Raw genomic sequence first — 20,552 nt, 5'->3', positions numbered from 1 at the left:
AGTCGGCAGGTGTCCGATTCTTATCGGTCCGTGCGAGAGCCGATTCGGTTCTCGGTCCCAGCGCGAATGCGAGCGAGATTGGCACGATGACGAATGGTGATGAAGGTGGCCAGCAGCACACCTAACGAGAAAAGCGGCCAATGCTCAACGAGCGGCCAACCCGCCAGGAGGCAGGCAGCGGAGAAGATCAACGGCAGGGAACAGGCCGCCACGATCGAGGCGAGGGAGACGTAGCGGCTGACCAGCGCGGTGACGGCGAACACAAACAACACGGCGAGACCAGGCAGGGTCATGTACGGGTAGATTCCCATGATCGCGCCGAGCGACGCCGCCACGCCCTTTCCGCCGCGAAAGCCGAGATAGAACGGCGCGATGTTCCCCAGGACGCAGGCGAACCCCGCGCCGAGCCAGACGAGATCGCGCTGGGTAACGCCGACCATGCCGGCGTGGTCCATCACGAGGCGTGCCGCGATCGTGGCGGCCGCGCCCTTGCCGGCGTCGAGCAGCAGGACGAGCACGCCCCATTTGCGACCCAGCACGCGGCCGACGTTGGTCGCGCCGACGTTGCCGCTGCCGACCGATCGAATGTCGACGCCCTTGAGCCGCGCGACGAGGAGGCCGAACGGGATCGTCCCGGCGAGGTGCGCGCCGAGGAAAAGCAGTGCCATGTTTGTGGCGTTCGTCATCAGGTCTTTTCCCTTTTGGCCGCGGGTTCGCTCGATACCGGGCGAAGGGCCTCCGGCAGCGCGCGCACCAGCGGGCCGACGTCCGCCCGGCTGCGCACGGCAGCCCGGACCCATTCCTCCCAGTGGCTCATGTGATCGGGGTCTTCCGCGAGAATCGCCGGGTGGAACGCCACGGCGACATACGTCCCGCGCGCGATCGCTTTTCGCAGATAGCGCAAATGCTTGGACAGCGTCAGGTTCACGGTCTCCTGCCGGCGGCGCAGGCCGCGATCGTCGGTGCAGATCGGCACGCGCACCAGGTCCGGACCGCGGGCGACGCGATAGGGGTGTTTCGCGTGATCGTGGTGGGCGTGGTAGATGAACTGCTGCCGCGGCAGCACGGCGTTGAGCCGCGCGTCCCAGTCGGAGTGCGGATAGCGATACCCGGCGGGCTTCCAGCCTCGTCGCTCAAACGCGCTGCGGCAGGCAATGATCATCTGCGCCAGGGCGTCTTCGGTGAGTTTGCGAGGTTCCTCGTCGGCGTATCCGAGGCAGCCCAGCTCGTGGCCGCGCGAGGCGATCTGTTCCAGCCGCCCGGGCATCGTCTCGCAGAGTTTGGCCGGGCAGAAAAACGTCGCGGTGAGCCGCATCTCGTTCAGCTTGCCGAGGATGAGGTCCAGTCCGATGTCCGCCTCGCGAGCGCTTTCAAAACCGATGCCCGGCGCGAAATCGAAACACAGGCCGACCGTCGTGCGTGCGACCGGCAGCGCGTCGCCCGCGCCGCCGCGAGCTTGGTCAGAGGGGGGCATCACCCCAAACAGACGTCCAAGCCAGCCGACAACCTTGTTAAGCACGCGATACATCTCCGGTTGACTCGAATCGTCTCCATTTGTCGGTGCGGCCCGAATCCAAAGCACCGGAGTCGCTTGACTTGGAGTTTGGCATTTAAAGTCTTGCCTCGGCTAATGCCAGGTTGCAGGGCGAGACAACCTATGCCCGTCCGCACGCATGACGAGATCGGGGAGCTGACTGGTCGCTAGTTTCTGACGCCCAATGGTAAACGATGCGCTGGCTGCCCCGACAAGTTCTCTGGAGGTGCGAGCCGGAGGAAATGCGATGATGACCCTCTTGTCCGGAAACAGCCCGCGCACCCGTCGAACCGGGGATGTCAGATCGCTATCTGCTGAAACGAGCATGGCGACATCGAATTGATCTTGAAAAGCGTCCGCCATGAGTTCAGTGGCTATGTTTACGTCCGTCATTTTCTCGTTGGCAACATAATCTGTCGCCTTGCAGACGGAGCACCGTCGGTCTTGCCGTTGGTATTTTCCATAGTTAATATGGACATCGGGAACCGTCTCAAGCGCCTCCAGGTACGAAGTCTGGCGGGCCATTTTGCCTGCATCCCCGATGACTCTCGACGTGAAGTATCGCACACAAACCAATACCTGGTCGGCCTTTAGGAGTGATGCGATCAGGGCGTGAACGTTAAGCCACATGTACCTCTCATATTTGCTTTGCTTCATGCCGAAATAGAGATTGAACCCATCGACGTATGCAATGAGTCGAGTGCTTTGCTTGACTTGCACCATGCAACGAGCTACTTTCTTATGTAACAGCCCCGGAGATCGCATCTCCGGTCTGACGCCCGGCTTCGGCTGGGCGTTTCTTTTTTTACTCACGCCGGGGCGCGACGTTTTGTGCCCCGCCGGTCGGCTGCCTCCAACAGGATCGCGTTCAACTCCTCCGCGTGCCGCTTCATGCTGACGCGCTCGCGCAGTCGCAGCGCCGCTGCAACCATCTTTTCCCGCAGCGCCGGGTCGGCCAGTTCCGTGATCCGTCGCGCCCACAGGCCCACTTCGTCCGGCGTGGCGATGACGAACCCTTCCACGCCGTCGGTCATGATCTCGCTCGCGCCGTTGAATCGCGTCGTCAGCACCGGCACGCCCAGCGCGAGGGCTTCCAGTACCACGCGGCTGCACGGGTCATAGTAGGTTGGATGCACGAGTGCATCGGCCGCGCAGAAGAACGCGGCGGAGCGCTGGGTCGGACCGGTGAACGTGATGAAGCGATCCAGGTGTTGCGTGTGAATCCGCCTCTGAAATCGCACCGGGTTGTCGCGCCCGACCACGAGCACGCGAAAATCGGTGAACCCGCCGGTGACCAGGCGCGAGGCCGTTTCGATCAAGGGTTCCAGCCCCTTCAGGCGAAAATTGTGCGCGACGAAGAGCAACAGCAGCGCGCCGTCCGGAACGTGATACTGCTGCCGGATTGCGGCGCGGTCGGCGGCCCATTGCGGCGCCGGCGGTCGCTCGATGGTGACGCCGTTGAAGACGATGCGGACGCGCGGCGGCGTCAGGCCGTAGAGTTCCCGGCATTGTCGCGCGACGTAGTTCGACACCGCGACGACGATGGGTCCGCCTTCGCGCAGGGTCTTGCGTTCCAGCTCCAGCAGGCTGCGCTGCTTGATGTTCAGCGCGAGCATGGCGCGCTTGGCGAACCGGCGCGGAGCGGAGCTGCGCGTGGCGATGTTGCGCGCCAGCGTCTCGCGCACCAGCCCCCCGCGGGGCTGATACACGTCGGCGGCGGGACAGGGCGACATGGCCAGGACCGCATCGAACCCGATCTGTTCCGCCTGCCGAGCGGCGTGGCGAACAAACGTCGCGGTGCGAAGCGGGCCGAAGACGCTCGGCGCCGGCACCTGGTGGATCGTCAAACCGGGCGTCGACTGGCTGATCGTGGAGGTGATGACGTGAATCGCGTGCCCCTTCTCGCGCAACAGGCGCGCCAGTTCCAGCGTGGAGGTTTCCGCCCCGCCGCGCCAGGCTTCCAATCGCTCAATGATGATGCCGAGCTTCACGTGTGCCCCTGCCTACGATCCTTGTGTGGGCCACTGCATCAAGCCGTGGCACCCGTTTCCCGGCGGCGCGCGTCGTGAACGGCCATCTTGCGAACGCGCGCGGCAACCAGCGGAATATGGTAACGCAGGGCCTGCTTCCCGGCCGCGCGGTCGGCGGCGGTCCGATCTCGGCGCACGGCGCTTGCCCAGCTTCCGCGCTCGACGCCCAGGCTCGAAAGTAAGCAACGATCGCGCAACGGATTCAGGTAGACGAGAAGAAATCGAACCCGATCGGCTCGTGTGACCAGCGGTCGCGGGGCGCTGTAATCCAAGGCGGCCAAATCTTTGATTGTCCAGCGGAGGGTTTGGCGCGGCTTGACCAGCATCCGTGCGAGGTCGATCAACCGCAGGGCGACCGATCCGTTGGCGTTGCGATGCAGAAAAACATGAGACAAATAAAGGTCGCGATGAAAATAGCGCGCGGCATGAAGCGTGCGCGCCACCAGCGCGAGCTGGCAGATGATCTGCCGCCGCAATCCGGGCGACGGGAGCGGCGCATGACCGCGCGCGATGTCCGCCGCGTAGCGCTCCAGTGAAACGTCGTTCAAGCCCACCGTGATCAGGAAGCTTTGCCGCTCGGTGAGTCCGACCATCCGTTGCCCAACGGCGACGCATTGCAGCGTGGAGATTCCAATCTGATTCAAGCGCTTGATGCAACGGTACTCGCGCGCGGCCATGCTCTCCCCCGGCGAGCCGCTGACGATGCGGCGAAGTTGATCGGCCGTCGGGGGATGCAGGTAGCGCTTCAGAAAAAACGTGTGCTCCCGGCCAGTGGCGTCGGTCAGCGTGAATCGGCTGCGGCTGCGATGGGCCGCCAGGCCCGGTTTGTGAAGATCGGCATCCGAAGCGAGATTGAAAAGACGATCAAAATGATCAAGCTGATGCGCCCGAAACAGGTTCTCGTATTCGGCGAGCATCTTGTACCCGTCAACGCTCCGGACACCGTTCAATGGACGCTGATCGTCGGGCACGGCGGGTCGCAACTCCATCTTAGCGAACGTGTCGAACAGGATCGGCGCAGCCTTCGAACGGTCTTTTTCTGTGTGAACCGGCTCCGGCCGGCCGCGGCGCGGGCAACCGCCGTCGGTCCACAGCGCGCGGCGCAACCCGGCCGCGACGTGCAAATAATCGCGCCACGTGAACCGCGCCATCGGGCACGATCGGCGCAGACGAACGAGGTGAGCCCTCGCTCCTTGCAGGCGACGCTCGATGGATTGCGCGCGATTCGCATCGCGCTCCATTCGCTCCACGTCGATCAGCCACAGGGACCACCCGGGGCCGTCCGGCTGCCGCGCCGCAAAGAGGTGCTTCGCCTGACAGTCGGGCCACATGAACCCGTTAGACGACAGTCGCCCCATGAGCGTTCCGACGGCGCCCAGAAGGCGGGCGCGCTGCCGTGCGCCGACCGAGCCGGATCGCACATCCCCTGTTTGCATCCAATGTTCGAACGTATTGTCCGATGGCACCGCGGCGACAAGCAGGCACGCCGCTACGGGCTGGCCCGCGATGCGCTGTTCCCCGACGGCGATGCGCTGCATGGCGCCGATTCCGGCGGCGCGCAGCGCGCCGAGCATGTTCCACTCGTGCAGGGGCTGCGACCGCGCGCGGCGCCCGCGCAGCAGCGGGGCGACGACTTGTTTGATCGGCACGCGGAAGACGCGCTTGAGGAAGCAGCGCTGCATCGTGCCGTCGAGCTGAATATCCAGCGGAATCGTCTCCCGTTCGGCGTGAGCGCTGACGGCCGGACCGCCGCGCGCGGCCATCAGCGCGTCGAAGGAGTCGAGTCCCGCGGCGCGCAGGGCTTCGGCATACGGCGGCTCGATTTCGAAGTGAATGCTCATGCGGGCGATCCGTCCTTGGAATCGCGATCGCGCAGAATGACACAAATGGCTTGCCGATGCAACCCGTCAAGGCGGATCCGAGCGCTCTCGTTCGCCGGTTGCCGCCTTCGACGCGGATCGACGTCGTTCAGCGCGGCGACGTAGGCGATGTACCAGCGGAGCAACTGGGTGCGAGTCAGTCGTGGCCGCGCGTCCTTGTAGAGGCTGGACAGATCACGAAGTCGACCGTGTTCCCGCGCCAGGCGTGCGCGCCGCCATCCACCGCGCACGCAATCAATCGGCACGAATTCGAAAGGACGATCGCCTTCGCAGCACACAAGGATGTTGCGCCAGCGCAGATCGATGTGAACGAATCCGGCGGCGTGCATCCGCGCGACGAAAGCCGGCGAACGCGCGAGCAGCTCGGTTCGATCAACCAGCGAGTGGTCCCACGCTTCAGCGAGCGGGCGCGACGCCGGCAGCTCCAGCGTCAGGATGAAGCTTCGCACGAGCGCGCCCAGCCGTCGCCGCGCGCCGATGCAGACAACGGTCGGCATCGAAAGGCCGCAGCGATGGCGGAGGACCGAAACGTTCTCCGCCTCGCGGCGAGCCTTGTCGCGAATGAACCGATGCCGCAGCGGCCGGCGCGTGTAGTCGTAAATCTTCAGATAGCCGGCGAGGATCTGACCGGCGTGCGCGAATTCGATGCGACGGGTATGCGTCAGGCCGTGCGCGCTGACCAATCGGCCGGCCTGTTCGGCGAGGAAGTCATCGAGCGTGGCCAGGCCGAGCGCGGCGAGTGCGGCGGCATACCGCGGCTGGAAAAAGATCATCAAGTCGGACATGGAAAGCGTGCCGGTCGTCGAGAGAGACCCGGCAATGATGACGGCCTGGTTGAACGTCCCTTCGCCCCGGTCCTTCCTGGCGGAGCATGCGTGTCCACAATCGTCCCGTCTCCGGAATCTCCAAGACAAGGCTAACGCCAAACTGCCGCCAACCCAATTGAAGAAGCATGGCCAACCACGGCTGCGCAGATTGACACAAAATTGGGATATTTCCGCTACCGTCTCGCGAGAAGCAGCACGATCGACGGGTGCATCCTGGGATCGATGGACGCATCGAGCTGGTGGAAATCGGGGCTTATCACGTGGACCGTTTGTGCTGCCGGTCACAGGGAATTCGACCCCGGATGGCATCTGCCTAAGTCGCTTACAAAGGTAAGGTCCACGTTGTAAAGCGGTTACGCCGTACCAGCAACGGGTGCTGGCACTCGCTTTTCGAAGGGCGGTTTCCGACATCCCCGGCTAGAATGCAACAAGTCTCGGAGGAGGTGCGTTTTCGGCTTCTGGCACCACAGTTGCAGTGCTGGGGTTCGCTTGTCGCTCGACTCACCTGCCGCCCGGCGACCCGGTACCGTAAAAGGGTGATTTCCGCGACCGGCGGGCGGCGAATTAACCGGAAACAGGACAACCCATACACCCGCAACGATTGAATACCCACACCCATGGAAATGCACGTGAACGCCCGACCACGCACCACGCCGACGCGACCGCTCCTGTCCCGCATGATCGACCCGTTCGACAGCATCAAGCTGGGTATCGTGCTGATTGCGTTGATCCTCATCTACTCGGCGCTCGGGTCGGCCGTTCCCACGTTTCGTCAATTCTTTGAGTTGACGGAATTCGCCTTTTTCAATCACTGGGTCTTCTTGCTGTTGATCGTCTTGTTTTGCGTCTGTCTGACGGTCACGACGATCCGTCGGATCGCGTTCAACGTGCGCAATCTGGGCGTGCTGACCGTTCACACCGGCCTGTTGATGTTGTGCGGCGGGGGCGTGGTGTATTTCGGGCAGAAGATCGAAGGCGATGTCTGGCTTGATGCCCCGCGCATTCGACTGGTGTCTTCCGATCGGCTGAAGACCGATCCGCAAGGCGCGGTGATCGGCTCGTTCGTGGCGGTGAAGGGCAAGCGTTTCGAGACGAACATCCCCATGCTGGGCGGGCGGCATGCGCTGGAAGTCACCGACGTGGAGCATTCGGGCATGACGCCGGCGGCGCGGGTGAAGCTCGTTGCGCAGATCGGAGACCAGCCGCCGCAGGAGATCGAGCTGCGGCAGGGCGGCGACGTGGATGCGCGGTTCGCGAAATTGAGCGACCGGCTGCTGCTGCTGCTGTCACCGGGTCGCACCACGGAGACGTTTTACGACGACACGACGCCGATGCTGTCGGTGACGCGCGACGGGCACACCGAGGTCTTCGCGCTGAACGGCCTGCCGTACTACAACGAGCGATTCGTCGAGCCGGCGGGTGAACCACCCATCACCGATACAGCGGGCAACGTCGTGCGCCCCGATCGCATGACGCCGATCCCGCTGGTCGAGTCGTGGCGGATGCCGCTGACGTTGGATGACTCGAACCGTGCGGTGTCGGCCGATTGGCCGTTCACGGTGGAAATCGACGGGTATCTGCCGTACGCGCGCCTGGAAGATCGTGCGATCCCCGGGGGCGATCAGACGATGCCGCTGGCGCACGTTCAGGTGACGCGCGGGCCGGACAAGGCCGACAGCTGGCTGGCGGCGAGCGTGCCGGCGCGGTCGATGGTGGAGTTGAACCAGGGCGAACGGTTTGAGTTCGCATGGCTGACGGGTCAGACCGCGCTGCCGGACATGTACACCAAGCCGGTGCCGGGCGAGCACGTGCTGGAAGTGTGGGTCAAGGATCGCGACGTTCGCCGGAGCTACGCGGTCACGCCGGGCATGAAGATCGACGTGGAAGGCACGGACTATAGCCTGACGGTGGAGGAACTTCGGCCGAGCTGGCCCTTGATGACGGCAGGCTTCAACAACGCGCGGACGCCGATCGCGCTGGTGTGGGTGAAATCGCCGAAGCAGGAGTTTCAGCGGTCGGTGCTGCATCGCTTCCCGCAGTTGAATCAGGATCGCGATCGCGCGGGCAAGAAGATGTCGGATACGGCGAATCTCGTGGACGACAACCTCGCGCTGTTCTACACCGACGCCTCGGTGGATCATTTCATGATCGCGGCGAGCGAGTCGCTGGCGCCGGTCGTCGTGCATACGGCGCGGGGCGGCAAGCGGACGGTGTCACAGCTCAAGAGCGGCGAGCCGTTCCGGGCGGGCGACTTGGCGCTGACGCTGCTGGAATGCATCGAGAAGCCGCGGATTGTTCAGGTGCCGCAGGTGGTGCCGGTGCGTCAGCGGCGGTCGCTGGGCGACGTGCGGCGGACGGAGTCGTTGATTCGCGTGAAGCTGGCGGCGCGCGACGGATCGTGGACGCATCGGCAATGGGTGCCGTTCAGCTTGTACAACAACACGACGCTGATGGATCGCCATGAGCCGACGGTGGTGGATTCGATCCCCGGCGGCCGGCCGGTGCAGTTGATCTACGGTCGCTACGAGCGGGCGCTGCCGGGCCGGGTGACGCTCGAGCGATTGCAGACAGATTTCTATCCTGGGCGGCAGCAGCCCAGCGGATGGGCGAGTTATTTCCGATACGAGGATCCGACGGAACGCCGGGTCGTGGCGGCCAAGGCGTGGTTGAACAACACGGCGCGGATCGGCGGATGGACGCTGTTTCAGTCGCAGGCGGCCGGGGATCACGAGTCGTGGACGGTGCTGGGAGTGGGCAATCGTGAGGGTGTCATGACGATGGCGTTTGGTTGTTTGCTGATAACGTTGGGCATGATGTACGCGTGGACTGTGAAACCGGCGCTGGTGCGACGGCGTCGGCTGGCCGCGGCGGCGACGTCGGCAGACGATCCGGCGCCGCGCGACCCCGCACCGGGGCGCGGCGTTCGGACGGGCCCGCGCGAGCCGGTCGGGAGCGCCCTGGGATTAATTCTGGCGGCGCTGGTGGGAATGGCGGGCGCGATCGCGCGACCGGCGGCCGTGCAAGCCCAATCGACGGCGGCGCCTGCGGCGTCGCAGTCCGCGGGGAGGCCGGACGCGGCGGTTGATGCCATGATGAAGGCACACTCCGGCATGGCGGGGTTCGACGCGCACGGGCATGCGCAAGCGCCCGCCGATGAAGCCACGGCGCAGCGCGCGGCGGAGCGCCTGGCGGCGATTCAATCCCAGATCGACGTGAAGCGCCTCGGCGCGATCGTTTTGCAGCACAGTTGGCGCTACGCCACGGTGGACTCGTGGGCGCGTGACGCGATGAAGACGATTCACGGCAGCAAGCCGCTCTACGGGCTGGACCCGGTCGTCGCGGCGATGGAGTTGATGTTCAATGCGTCGGCCTATCGCGCCGCGCCGATCCTGTATGTGAAGGACAAGGTCCTGCTGGCCGACCTGACGGCGTATCCGGTGCCGATCTCCGACGAAGCGCGGATGGACTTGTTCCGGCGCGGCATGGTGAGCCTGGAATTCGTGCGCTCGCCGATGGTCTCGGCGCGGGTGCGCGAGTTGGCCGGCGAGACAATCAAGAAAAAGGCGATGGATCGCATGCTCTCGGCGGTCAATCTCTTCGAGAGCCTCGGCTGGACGTTCACCGTTGTCCCACACCCGACCGGCACGCACGATACGCCGTGGTCCTCTCCGGCGTCGCTGGCCGATCCGCGCAGCCGGCAGGACACCGGCTTGAATGAGAAACAGGCGCACGACGTGCTGGCGGTGATGCAGGCGCTGGAGCGAGCATGGCTCGCGCGCGATGCGTCGCAGATCAACGAGCACATCGGCCGGCTGGAGCAGCTCATGCCGACGCTCGCGCCGGCGGGGATCTATCCCGAATCGGCGCGACGGCTGGCCGAGGTGAAGTACCGCCGCATGGACCTGATGTGGTGGGCCTGGCTGGTCTATATCTTCACGTTTTTTGTTTCAATCTTTGCGGTGGCGACGCGCTACCGCTGGGTGCGCAACGTCGGCCTGGTGATGCTCACGGCGGCGATCGGCATTCATGCGTATGACCTGGGACTGCGGTGGTACGTCATCGGGCGCATCCCCGTGGCGAACATGTACGAAGCGGTCGTGTCGAGCACGCTGGCGGGCACCGCGCTGGGCTTGTTGCTTGAATTGTTCCTGCGCAAGCGGGTGTTCCTGTTGAGTTCGGCGCTGCTGGGGTTCTTCGCCCTGGCGCTGCCCGAGATTCTGCCGGACAAAGTGGACAATCGCCTGACGACCATGATGCCGATTCTGGACGACGTCATGCTTCGCATCCACACGGTGCTCATCATCTCCAGCTACGCGGTCATCACGCTCGCGTACGGCGTCGCGAATTGTTATCTCTTTGTCAGTGCCCTTCGGCATCGTCAGCCGCTGGCCCAGGGCACCATCGGCGCGCAAATCGGCGCGATGGCCTGCCTCGTCCTCGCGAAGATCGGCTATTTCGACCATGCGTCCAGCGCGGGGTTTGTCACGGCCTTTGCCGCGGCCACCGCGGGCGGCGCGATGCTGGCGGTCGGCGCGGCGGCGATGCTCTTGAGCCGCAGGCAGGTCGTTCTGGCCGGCGCGGGCGGCGGCGCGGTGGCGATGAATGCGCCGGCCGAAGACCCCAGTCTCACACAGCGCACGCGGTCCATCCTCGATGAGTTCGACCGATCGCATCGCGTGCTGCTCTACACGTCGACGATTTCGCTCTTCGTCGGACTGGTGCTCGGCGCGGTCTGGGCCGATTACTCCTGGGGCCGGCCTTGGGGGTGGGATCCGAAGGAAGTCTTCGCGCTCAACACGTGGCTGGTCTATGCGATTCTGATCCACGCGCGATTTGTCACCAAGCATCATGCCTTGTGGACCGCCGTGCTAAGCGTCGTGGGCTTCGCCGTGATGCAGTTCAACTGGTGGGTGGTGAACTTCTACATCGTCGGGCTGCACAGCTACGCATGATCGGTATCGGCGTGGCCGCGGCGGACCACCGCCGGCGCGCAGGATGGAAGTGCCCACCGATTCCCAGGTAGCGTTTGAACCGTGCCGCGCGCCCCAGCACGTCGAAGACCCGCTGTGGCGGGCGGGTTCAAATATTCCAACGTTAAGAACCCGCTCCCCGATGGTCGCGGCTCTGATTTCCGGGTTTCAATCGCCAGATCCGATCTCTAACCTGCTGCGCAGATTGAACATAGCAAATCCAGTCCTTGGCAAAATCGTATTGGGCGGCCGGGCGGGAACGGTGTAGAATAGGAGTGCAGGTGTTTCCAGAGGGAATTGCCGCACTTGCGCCGCCTCGCATCGGAGCAGAGGGCTGACCATGTCTCGAATGATTCGGGGAGTTTTATCGGCTGCGCTGGGGTGCGCGCTGGCGACGTCGGCGGTTCGCGCGGAAGTGCTGAACGTGACCGGCAGCGCGCAATCATCGATCCTGCAATTCTTCGGTCCGTTGCCGATTCAGACAGATTTCGCACGAGAGGCCGTGCCGCAGACGCAGGCATCGCCGCCGATCGCCGCGCGATCGAGCCTGGATCGGCTGAACTCCGACGGCACGACCAGCGCCTCGGCGCAGGCCATCAGTTTGCTGGACAAGCCGGTCTTCTCCGGCGGTCAGACCCCGAACGACGCCGGGCTGGACTTGAGCGCCTTCTCCGATGACGACGTGACCGGCTGGCGCATCGAGGGCATCGTCAACGAAACACGCCGCGTGCGCGTCACGGCGGCGGACATCGGCGGCATCGGCGAGGGCGGGCCGCCGTCGCGCGTTCGCAGCCGCGTGCTGCTGACCGGCGTCATGTTGATTGCGTCGCTGCGCGCGGGGACGGATCTGACCGGCGTCGAAGTGAATCTGACGTTCAGCGTGAGTCAGCGGCGCGCCGACCAGCGCGCGGTGACGCTGATCTCCGGCGACGTGGCGCTGGCGGGCGGGCCGAACGGGGCCGTGTCGATCGTGCGCCAGGCCGGCGCGCTGGCCAATGTGAATTTTCCGATAGTCGATTTCACCAATCCGGACACGAACGTGAGCCTCGCGAAGGCGATTCTGTTCACCGGGTTGAGTCTGCCGTACGAGTACGACGTCGCGCTGAACGAAGAGTTTGATCTGGACCTTGCGGTGCAGTCGCAGGTGATCACGAAACCGGGCGGCGTCGGCGCGTCGTCGACGTTCGGCGTTCCGCAGGACGCGATCGGCGTCGTGTTCGAGCGCGTCAAGAGCGATTCGCGCGGCCGGGCGCTGGCCAACGCCGTGTCGCAGCAGGTGGATACGACGGGCGTGAGTTACATGAACGGATCGTCGCCTTTCCCGCTCGCGCCGTTGTGCGGCGTGCTCGGTCTTGAATCGATCGGTCTGGCGGCGATGGTCATGATGGCGCCGTTTGTTCGTTCGCATCGAATGCGGCGCATGCGCCGCAGCAGAGTGTGAGGATCGCGTGCCGTCGCAGTCGACGCCGGAATTGCTAAGTGCCCTGATCTGGGGCTTGCTCCTGCTGGGAGCGCTGGCGATGCTGGGGGTCGCGCTGTGGCTGGGTCGGCGGTGGGCGCGATCCGGAACCGGCGAAGTCGAATCCGGCGCGGTGTGGTCGCTGCACAAATTGCGCGAGCTACGATCCAGCGGGCAGTTGTCGGACGAAGAGTTCGAGAAACTGCGAGCCGGCGTGCTGCAATCGACGGGCGGTGCGTCGGAGCGCAAAGGCGGCGCGACGGGCGCGGCAACGGGCCGCGCGGCGCAGAGTTCGCCGCAGGCGGGGAATGACATCAAGACACCTGCGCAGGGCGGACGATAAGTTGCGTGCGGATCGGGCAGCCCCGTGTCCGCGCGCCGCGCAACTCGCCGGTGGCGCAATCAGTGGAAGGACGTGATTCTTGAAGAACGGATCCAAGAACGGCGGACCGGGTGACGAAGGACCGCGGGGCGGTTCGGGCATGGGCGGCAGCGGCGGCCCCGGCATGCGGCGGCGGCGCACGAGCACGTGCAGCTTCTGCGGCAAGACGCATCGCGAAGTCGGCCCGATGGTCGAAGGACCGAACGACGCCTACATTTGCTCCAACTGCGTTGATCTCTGCCACAACATCATCCGGCAGGAGAAGCGCAAGGCCAGCGGCGTGCGGCCGATGTTCTCGAAGATTCCCGCGCCGCGCGAGATCAACGAGTACCTCGATCGGTACGTCGTCGGGCAGGACCACGCCAAGCGGGCTTTGTCGGTCGCGGTGCACAATCATTACAAGCGATTGAGCTACGCCGAGTCGTCCGACGCCGACGATGTGGAAATCGACAAGAGTAACATTCTGCTGATCGGGCCGACCGGTTCGGGCAAGACGCTGCTGGCGCGCAGCCTGGCCAAGCTGCTGGACGTGCCGCTGGCGATCGGCGACGCGACGACGCTGACCGAGGCGGGCTACGTCGGCGAAGACGTGGAGAACATCCTCCTGCGGCTGTTGCAGTGCGCGGATTACGATCTCGAGGCGGCGCAGCGCGGCATCGTGTACATCGACGAGATCGACAAGATCGCGCGGTCGGCCGGCAACGTGAGCATCACGCGCGACGTATCGGGCGAGGGCGTGCAGCAGGCGCTGCTGAAGATGCTCGAGGGCACGATCTCGAACATCCCGCCGCAGGGCGGGCGCAAGCATCCCGAGCAGCAGTACATCCAGATGGACACGTCGCAGATACTGTTCATCTGCGCCGGGACATTCAGCAATCTGGAAGAAATCATCCAGCGGCGCGTCGGGCGCAAGAACATCGGCTTCGCGACCGAGCAGGCCGGATCGTTGCAGTCAGCGGCCGAGCGGTCGGAACTGCTTCGGCTGGCTTCGCCGGAGGACCTGATCGAGTATGGCATGATCCCCGAGTTTGTCGGACGTCTGCCGGTTGTGGCGACGCTGGGGCCGCTGGACGAGTCGGCGCTGGTGAACGTGCTGACGCAGCCGCGTAATGCGCTGTGCCGACAGTATTCGAAGATGTTCGAGATGGCCGGAAGCACACTGGAGTTCACCGACGGGGCGTTGCACGAGATCGCGCGGCGGGCGTTGAAGCGCGACACGGGCGCGCGGGCCCTGCGCGGCGTCGTGGAGGATGTCATGCTGGACATCATGTACCACTTGCCGGAACCGGCGATGCAAGGACACTATGTCATCACCGATGCGATCGTGCGGGGCGAGGCGAAGGCGACGCCGATCCTTGACGAGCGGCGGAAGGAATCGGCGTAGGTAAGCGTCAAAACGTCCAGACGGCGCATACCGGGCAGGGAGGATCGGATTACGGCACACTGCTCGCCGTGGCGACCTGGGCGGCCGATAAACGTGAACGTGATATGAGGCCGGCGGAGTGAATCCGCCGGCCTTTTTTATTGGCCTGGTTGTCGCGGATTTTTTCGCGGCGCGAGCCGACCGATGCGCAAATCTTTTGTACGCTTAATCCGCGACACGTTTTGACCGATGTCTGATAAGCCGCGACTGCTGATGCGTCGGCGGTGGCAGCGGCGACAAGCCCGCTTCCGAGGAGGGTTTGCGACGATGAGCCATCCGATGGACCATCAATCGACCGTCATCACGATCTGCCCGAACCTGAAGTGCAAAAAGGTTTTGCGCGTCCCGGCGCAGTTCCGGGGCCAGGTCGTTAAGTGCCACTATTGCAGCATTAACTTCCGCGTGCCCCTCGCCCGCAAGGACCCCGCTCCGTCGGGCAACGGCGGAAAAAAGTAAGACTCACCTGATTTATCCTCGGCCGTTCGCCGTCTTCAGCAGCTTCGGCCGATTCGCACGCAGCAGATCATCCAGCCGCCTGCTCAATCCGGGATGCCGTCCGTCGTAGGGCAGCGTCGCCGGGCTTTGCGCCAGCGCCACAAACCACTTCACGAGATTGAGGTAATCCCGCAGATCGACGTACTCGGTAGCGATTCGGCCGCGCGCCGCGTCCATGTTGTGATAGTTCCCCAGCGGCAGACAGATGCCGGTCGCGTCGTAGCCGTGGTGGCAGTAGGCCGTGGATTCGCAGGTGCCGCCGTCCATCAACTTGCGTTGAAATCGGAAGCTTGCATCGCGCTCGGTCAGCGCTTCGGCGACGACCTGGCAATAGGCGGTCGCGGCGGGCGTGAAGACCGAGGCCTTATCGCCGACGCGCAGGACGGGTCCATCGCCGAACTGAACGCCGGCGATGGCTTTGCTGCACTCGACCGCAACGACGACGGCCTTCCGTGGCACGGTCTTGGCTTCGACCGCAGCGAGCGCGCCGGCGAAGCCAACCTCTTCCGCTCGCGTGAAGAAGGCGTAAGCAAGCGTCGGGATGCGCCGGCGACAGATTTCATCGAGCATGCACAGCACGGCGGCGAGTCCGGCGAGGTCGTCGCAGACGCGAGCGTGAAGCTGGTGACCGCGGAGGCGCGCGTCGGGCAGCGCCCACATGCCGGGGCTGCCGGGCGCGACGGGCCGGGCAACGCGTGCGATCACTCCGCGAGGCGGTCGCTCGTTGCGGAACGTGTTGGCGCTGCGCGTGGCGCGCCGCGCGCCGGCGGTGGCCGGCTGCTCATTCAGCACGCGCTCGATGGTCGCGGGAATCCAGCGGCCGTTGTCGAAGAACTGAATCTTCTCGCCGGCAAAGTAAGGCGTGGAGACCCAGCCGCGAAACTCGGCCTCCACGCGGCGCGCGTCGATCATGCGGGTCGCGGCGAAACCGGGGTGGTCCATGTGCGCGGCGAAGAGGATCGGCCGCCCGCTCGATTTGGCTCGTCGCGGCGCGCTTGATTTTCTGGCGGGAGAATAAGTCACCAGCAGATTGCCGAATCGGTCGATGGCCATGCGCAGGCTCGGTCGTGCAGCGACGAACGCGCGGATGTAGGCGATGACGTAGCGCTCGACAAAGGGCGCCGTGGGGAGATTCACAAGCTCCTGGAGGATGCGCAGCTGGCGGCGCGAGGCGACGGTTGGCGCGAGCGACTTGGTTTTAGCCATGCGGGCATTATGACGGCGCCCGGCGCCAAGGATCAATAGAAGATGGTGAGGATCAGGTGCTGCTCGACGTGCTTGGCCTCGAAGGGGCCGACGGCCGAGACGACATGCTTGATGAAGATGTCCGGGTGGGCGTCGAGCCATTCGTTGATCTGTGCGTCCATGTGCGCCAGCGCCGCAGGGGTCAGCTTGCCGTTGAACGTGCGGCAGCGAGTCGGCGGTTCGGAAACCGTCGACATCGGCCGCTTGAGGTTGGCCTCGGTATGAACGCCGCCGAGCGTGCTGCTTGCCGCGAAGCTGCGAATCAGGCCGGAACTGCCGCCGACGCCGGCCTCGACGAGGGAGATCGGCTCTTCGTGGAATTCCTTCTTGGCCGTGGTGACCGGGGCGGCTTGCGTGGCGTTCGCGCCGATTCCGGGGTGAGCGCCGGCGGCCTTTTGCGCCTCGATGGCTTCACGACGCTTCTGCTCGACGCAAGGGGGGCAGAGCAAGACGCCCTTCACGAGCCCCGCCTGACGTTGAATGATCTGCTCGGGCGTGATCGGCGCCTTGCACAGTTCGCAGGATTTCATCGCCGCTTGAGTCATGGGAATGACTCCATGATGGCCCGCGCCGATGCCTGGCGGCGCGGTACCGTATCGGCAATTATACCGGAAATGGCTTCCGAGGTGGAGGTTTGCATCGCGCCGACCGGCCGCGATCCAGCCTTATCCGCCGGACGAAATGATCCGGATCAACTGCGTCAAATCGCGCGTTAGAACGATCAGTCCGAATGCGCCGATGAGCGCACCGCCGAAGGCCAGCCAGGGCTGCGGCTCGCGCATGATGAGCACCACCAGGCCTGCTGCCGCGCAAAGCGACGCGGTGGCGAAGGCGCCCGCACCGAAGGACAGCCCGACCAACGCGAGGGCGACGGTCAATCCGAGCGAGGCATACTTCAGGTAATTGTGAATCAGCGTGACGTGCCGTCCGGCGAAACTGGTGATGAGCCAGACGAGCGCGCCGGCGATGAGGGCCTTGTTCCAGTTCCAGGGGGCCGGCGGTCGTGCGCGAAGGTGCAGCGTGAAATCGGCCCCGCCGATCGAGGCGAGCGTCAGAATGATCCAGCGTGCGAGGATGAAGCGGTTTCGCGCGGCCCATTGCGCCGGCGAGTTCTTCCGCTTCACGCTGGCCATGGTCGGGAGTGACAATTCACTGTCACTCTGGTCCCGCCCGTCCGGCGCGACGATGCGGCCCTCCGGCGTTTGAATGTCGAATCGAAACCGGAACGGCCCGACGCGCAAGGAACCGGTCGGCGCGAGGTGACCGCGCACGATGCGCTGCGGACCGATCCAGGTGCCGGCCGGGCTGTTGAGGTCTTCGACGATGACGGCCCCGGAGGCGGCGAGGGTGAGTCGACAGTGGGTGTCAGCGATGTCGGCGGCATCGAGGCAAAGCCAGTTACCGGAGGCTCGGCCGATGGAAAGGGCGGCCCCGACGGGCATGATGAATTGTTCGCCGACCCAGTGGGGGCCTTCCATGATGGTCAGCATGGCCCGCCGCGCGCCGAAGGAATGGTCCAGTTCCAGAGGCAGCTCGCGGTCGCAGCGCGGACAGGTGGCGGTGATCACGAGTTCGACGTGGTCACAGTCAATGGGGGTTCCGCAGGGACAGCAGATCGTTTGCGCCATGATGGCCTTGAGGGTGCCCGTCAAGAAGAGCCGTCGGTCCGAGTCGGCATTATGTCAAATTGCGGCGGCGGCGACAAGCGGGAATTGCGCGAGCGCCTGGGCCGGCATGCTGCGCGCTTCAATTTGGCCGTGCGGGAATGCCGATGTTTAGTGCGGCTCGCGCGGGGATTCCGCGCCGGGCGAATTCTGCGCGACATCAGCCATGATCTATGCGACTGCCTGTTTCTGGATTGCCGTGGCTGTCCTCCTGGCTTGGGGCGTGAACACGCTCTGGCTGGGCATGATTCGTCCCAAGACCGTGAACATGCTGCTGCTGCCGGGCACGCTGATGGCGATGCTGGCACGAATCGTGGCGTTGCTCATCACGGGCGCGACGGTGAACGATACGGCCTTGGTGAAGGATGGCGACAAAGGCGAGGCCTCTTTCGACCCCGGGCCGCAGCCAAAGTTGCCGATTATCGGTCCGGTGCTGGTGGCGTTGCTGCCGATGGCGGCACTCGGCGGATTGATCTACGTCTTGGGCGTTCGCCTGGGCGCTCCGGTGCTGATGGGTGTTCCGGCGGAAAAAATATCCCAGCAGGTTCCGAGGACGCTGACGGCGATCTGGGCGCAGCTGCGCGACTTGATCACGCTGTCGGAAGCGACGTTGAACGCGGTGCGTTCGGCGGCGGTCGATCCGTGGAAGATTCTGCTGTTCACGTATCTGCTCGTCTGTCTGACGGTGCGGATGGCGCCGCTGCCGGGGAATGTCCGCGGGCATCTGGGCGCGATCGCGAGCGCGGGCGTGATTGCGTTTCTGGCGGGAACCATCTATCCGACGATGCCGGAGTCGATCGCTCGGGCGTGGCCGATCCTGGCGCTGACCGTGGGCTGGTTGACGCTGCTGCTGCTGGCGAGTCTGGTGGCGCGAGGCGTGGTCGCCTCGGCCAAGGCGATCTTCAAGCCGCAGTAATCGGGGGCGATCGAATGATCCCGCGCGAAACCGGCGTCGAGTGTTCCTATCGTGAAAAGATCCTCTCGCCGGCGGCGCTGGCTGCCGCCCTGGCGCGCCTGCGTGACAACCCCCTGTCCGCGCGTTCGGGTGATGGATCGGCTCGCGCGCCGGTCGTGGTGCAATGTCACGGTTGCTTCGACATCGTCCACCCCGGGCACATTCGCTATCTGCAATTCGCGCGTTCGCTCGGCGATGTGCTGGTCGTATCGATTACCGGCGATGCGCAGATCAGCAAAGGCGATCAGCGGCCGTACATCCCCGAAGAGCTGCGCGCGGAGAACCTCGCGGCGCTGGCATTCGTCGACTACGTCGTGATTGATCAAAACGAGACAGCTGTTGAGATATTGAGACAGGTCCGGCCCGACATTTACGTGAAGGGCCAGGAGTACGCGGCCAGCCAGGATCCGCGCTTTCTCGCGGAGCGCCAGACGGTCGAGTCGCACGGCGGGCGGGTGGTGTTCTCCAGCGGTCAGGTCGTGTTCAGCTCGACGCGTCTGGCGGAGTCGCTCGCGCGTGTGGGAGAATTCGCTGCGGATCGGCTGGGCGTGGTGTGCCGGCGGCATGGGATCGATCGGTCGACTCTGGCGGAACTGCTTGGTCGCATGCGCGGGCGGTCGTTGCTGGTGATCGGTGAGACGACGCTGGAGCGCTACGTGGCGTGCGACGTGTCGGCAGCCGCGGGCGAAGCGCCGATGATGTCGTTGCTGGAGCTGGGGGAACGCGAGTACGTCGGCGAGGCCGGTGCGGTGGCGCTTGCGGCGGCGGCGCTGGGCGCGCCGACGACGCTGGTGACGGCGTTGGGGCGGGATGCCTCGTCGCGGCGATTGCGTCAGGCGCTGGAGTCGGGCGGGGTGCGCGTTGAGGCATTGAGCTATCGCGAGGATGCGGTGGTCCGCACGCGCTTCGTCGCGGATGATCAGAAGCTGTTCCGGGTGGATCGCGCGGGGGCGCGCCCGCTTGATTCGATCAGTGAACGCGCGGTGACAAGTTTGGTGCGCGAGTTGGCTGCTCGGGTCGATGCGTTCATCGTGCACGACTGTGGTTACGGGTTTGTGATGCCCGGTATGGTCGAAGCGGCGGCGGCATCGCTGCATGAAGCGGGCCGGTGGTGCACGGTGTCGGCGGGCGGCCAGGGAACGATACACGTTGCGTCATCGCCGGATTTGATTTGCGTCTCCGAGCGGCGGCTTCGTGAGGCAGCGGGGAGTTCGAGCGGTGGTCTGTCGGCGGTCGCGTATGAGGTAATGCAGGCAACGGGCGCGGCGCGGATGCTGGTGAGCGTCGCGAAGCGCGGCGTGGTGACGTTTGATCGCCGCTCGCACGACCGGGCGTCACCCAACTGGCACGACCGGCTCTTGAGTGAGTATCTGCCGGCGTTGTCGGAGTGGTCGTTGGATCGACTGGGGTGCGGCGAGAGCGCGACGGCCGCGGCGACGCTGGCGATGGCGGCTGGCGCGACGCTGATGCAGGCGTCGTATCTGTACAGCGCGGTGGCGGCGGTGCAGATCGGTCGGCTGGGGATCGTACCGGTGACGGCGGAAGAATTGGCGAGGTGGCTCGCCGGCCGGACGGAACTGGCGAGCGTCGATTCGGGCGAGCGCGTCGGGACGCGGTTGCTGGAAAGCGGCCGGGGCGTTCGGTCAGCTCCCGTGCGAAAGGCGCCACATGCGGCCGGCGTGTGAATG

General features: G+C 65.0%; 16 protein-coding genes. 7 read left to right on the top strand and 9 right to left on the bottom strand.

The features are described from left to right. Positions 1-20 precede the first annotated feature (20 nt). The 6 genes from plsY to HRU71_08030 all read right to left on the bottom strand — a co-directional run bounded on the left by plsY (position 21) and on the right by HRU71_08030 (position 6,229). The gene (gene plsY / locus HRU71_08055; GenBank protein QOJ03437.1) at positions 21-686 is read right to left on the bottom strand and encodes a glycerol-3-phosphate 1-O-acyltransferase PlsY; all 666 of its coding nucleotides are present in this window, start codon (positions 684-686) and stop codon (positions 21-23) included. Continuing rightward, complete coding sequence (locus tag HRU71_08050) at positions 686-1,528, bottom strand: polysaccharide deacetylase family protein (protein ID QOJ03436.1); 843 nt, start codon at positions 1,526-1,528, stop codon at positions 686-688. The genes plsY and HRU71_08050 overlap by 1 nt, the downstream gene beginning before the upstream one ends. Before the next feature lie 99 nt (positions 1,529-1,627). Then, positions 1,628-2,257: an NYN domain-containing protein gene (locus tag HRU71_08045; GenBank protein ID QOJ03435.1), complete on the bottom strand. Its 630-nt coding sequence runs from the start codon at positions 2,255-2,257 to the stop codon at positions 1,628-1,630. 86 nt (positions 2,258-2,343) lie between these two features. Further along, positions 2,344-3,525, bottom strand: coding sequence for a glycosyltransferase family 4 protein (locus HRU71_08040; protein ID QOJ03434.1), 1,182 nt, complete (start codon positions 3,523-3,525; stop codon positions 2,344-2,346). A 38-nt stretch (positions 3,526-3,563) separates the two neighbouring features. Further along, positions 3,564-5,405 carry a hypothetical protein gene (locus HRU71_08035; GenBank protein QOJ03433.1) on the bottom strand — a complete coding sequence of 614 codons (1,842 nt, stop codon included), beginning with the start codon at positions 5,403-5,405 and terminating at the stop codon, positions 3,564-3,566. Next, positions 5,402-6,229, bottom strand: coding sequence for a hypothetical protein (locus HRU71_08030; GenBank protein ID QOJ03432.1), 828 nt, complete (start codon positions 6,227-6,229; stop codon positions 5,402-5,404). The genes HRU71_08035 and HRU71_08030 overlap by 4 nt, the downstream gene beginning before the upstream one ends. Positions 6,230-6,900: 671 nt before the next feature. On the opposite strand from HRU71_08030, the gene ccsA reads away from it, so the two are divergent. From ccsA to HRU71_08005, 5 genes are all read left to right on the top strand, one after another. Then, a complete protein-coding gene (gene ccsA, locus HRU71_08025; protein ID QOJ03431.1) occupies positions 6,901-11,223 on the top strand; it encodes a cytochrome c biogenesis protein CcsA in 4,323 nt (1,440 codons plus the stop codon). Positions 11,224-11,581: 358 nt separating this feature from the next. Further along, positions 11,582-12,682 (top strand): hypothetical protein, encoded by a 1,101-nt coding sequence (locus tag HRU71_08020; protein ID QOJ03430.1) that lies wholly within the window; start codon positions 11,582-11,584, stop codon positions 12,680-12,682. A 7-nt stretch (positions 12,683-12,689) separates the two neighbouring features. Further along, positions 12,690-13,043, top strand: a complete 354-nt coding sequence (locus tag HRU71_08015) for an SHOCT domain-containing protein (GenBank protein ID QOJ03429.1) — start codon at positions 12,690-12,692, stop codon at positions 13,041-13,043. A 163-nt stretch (positions 13,044-13,206) separates the two neighbouring features. Continuing rightward, the gene (gene clpX, locus HRU71_08010; GenBank protein QOJ04958.1) at positions 13,207-14,466 is read left to right on the top strand and encodes an ATP-dependent Clp protease ATP-binding subunit ClpX; all 1,260 of its coding nucleotides are present in this window, start codon (positions 13,207-13,209) and stop codon (positions 14,464-14,466) included. Positions 14,467-14,784: 318 nt separating this feature from the next. Further along, complete coding sequence (locus tag HRU71_08005) at positions 14,785-14,961, top strand: hypothetical protein (GenBank protein QOJ03428.1); 177 nt, start codon at positions 14,785-14,787, stop codon at positions 14,959-14,961. A gap of 12 nt (positions 14,962-14,973) precedes the next feature. Here the strand turns inward: HRU71_08005 and HRU71_08000 are convergent, their stop codons facing one another. The 3 genes from HRU71_08000 to HRU71_07990 all read right to left on the bottom strand — a co-directional run bounded on the left by HRU71_08000 (position 14,974) and on the right by HRU71_07990 (position 17,873). Continuing rightward, the gene (locus HRU71_08000) at positions 14,974-16,206 is read right to left on the bottom strand and encodes a hypothetical protein (GenBank protein ID QOJ03427.1); all 1,233 of its coding nucleotides are present in this window, start codon (positions 16,204-16,206) and stop codon (positions 14,974-14,976) included. Between the two features lie 32 nt (positions 16,207-16,238). Next, positions 16,239-16,790, bottom strand: a complete 552-nt coding sequence (locus tag HRU71_07995) for a hypothetical protein (GenBank protein QOJ03426.1) — start codon at positions 16,788-16,790, stop codon at positions 16,239-16,241. Between the two features lie 120 nt (positions 16,791-16,910). Further along, positions 16,911-17,873 carry an FHA domain-containing protein gene (locus tag HRU71_07990; protein QOJ03425.1) on the bottom strand — a complete coding sequence of 321 codons (963 nt, stop codon included), beginning with the start codon at positions 17,871-17,873 and terminating at the stop codon, positions 16,911-16,913. Positions 17,874-18,075: 202 nt separating this feature from the next. Here HRU71_07990 and HRU71_07985 point away from each other — a divergent pair, with 202 nt between their 5' ends. Further along, complete coding sequence (locus HRU71_07985; GenBank protein QOJ03424.1) at positions 18,076-18,825, top strand: hypothetical protein; 750 nt, start codon at positions 18,076-18,078, stop codon at positions 18,823-18,825. 14 nt (positions 18,826-18,839) lie between these two features. Next, positions 18,840-20,549 (top strand): adenylyltransferase/cytidyltransferase family protein, encoded by a 1,710-nt coding sequence (locus HRU71_07980; protein QOJ03423.1) that lies wholly within the window; start codon positions 18,840-18,842, stop codon positions 20,547-20,549. Positions 20,550-20,552 lie beyond the last annotated feature (3 nt).

This window comes from Planctomycetia bacterium (genome assembly GCA_015200345.1).
Lineage (GTDB): Bacteria > Planctomycetota > Phycisphaerae > UBA1845 > UTPLA1 > PLA3.
Note: the sequence above shows the minus strand (reverse complement) of the source record. Positions and strands in the feature narration are given on the sequence as shown.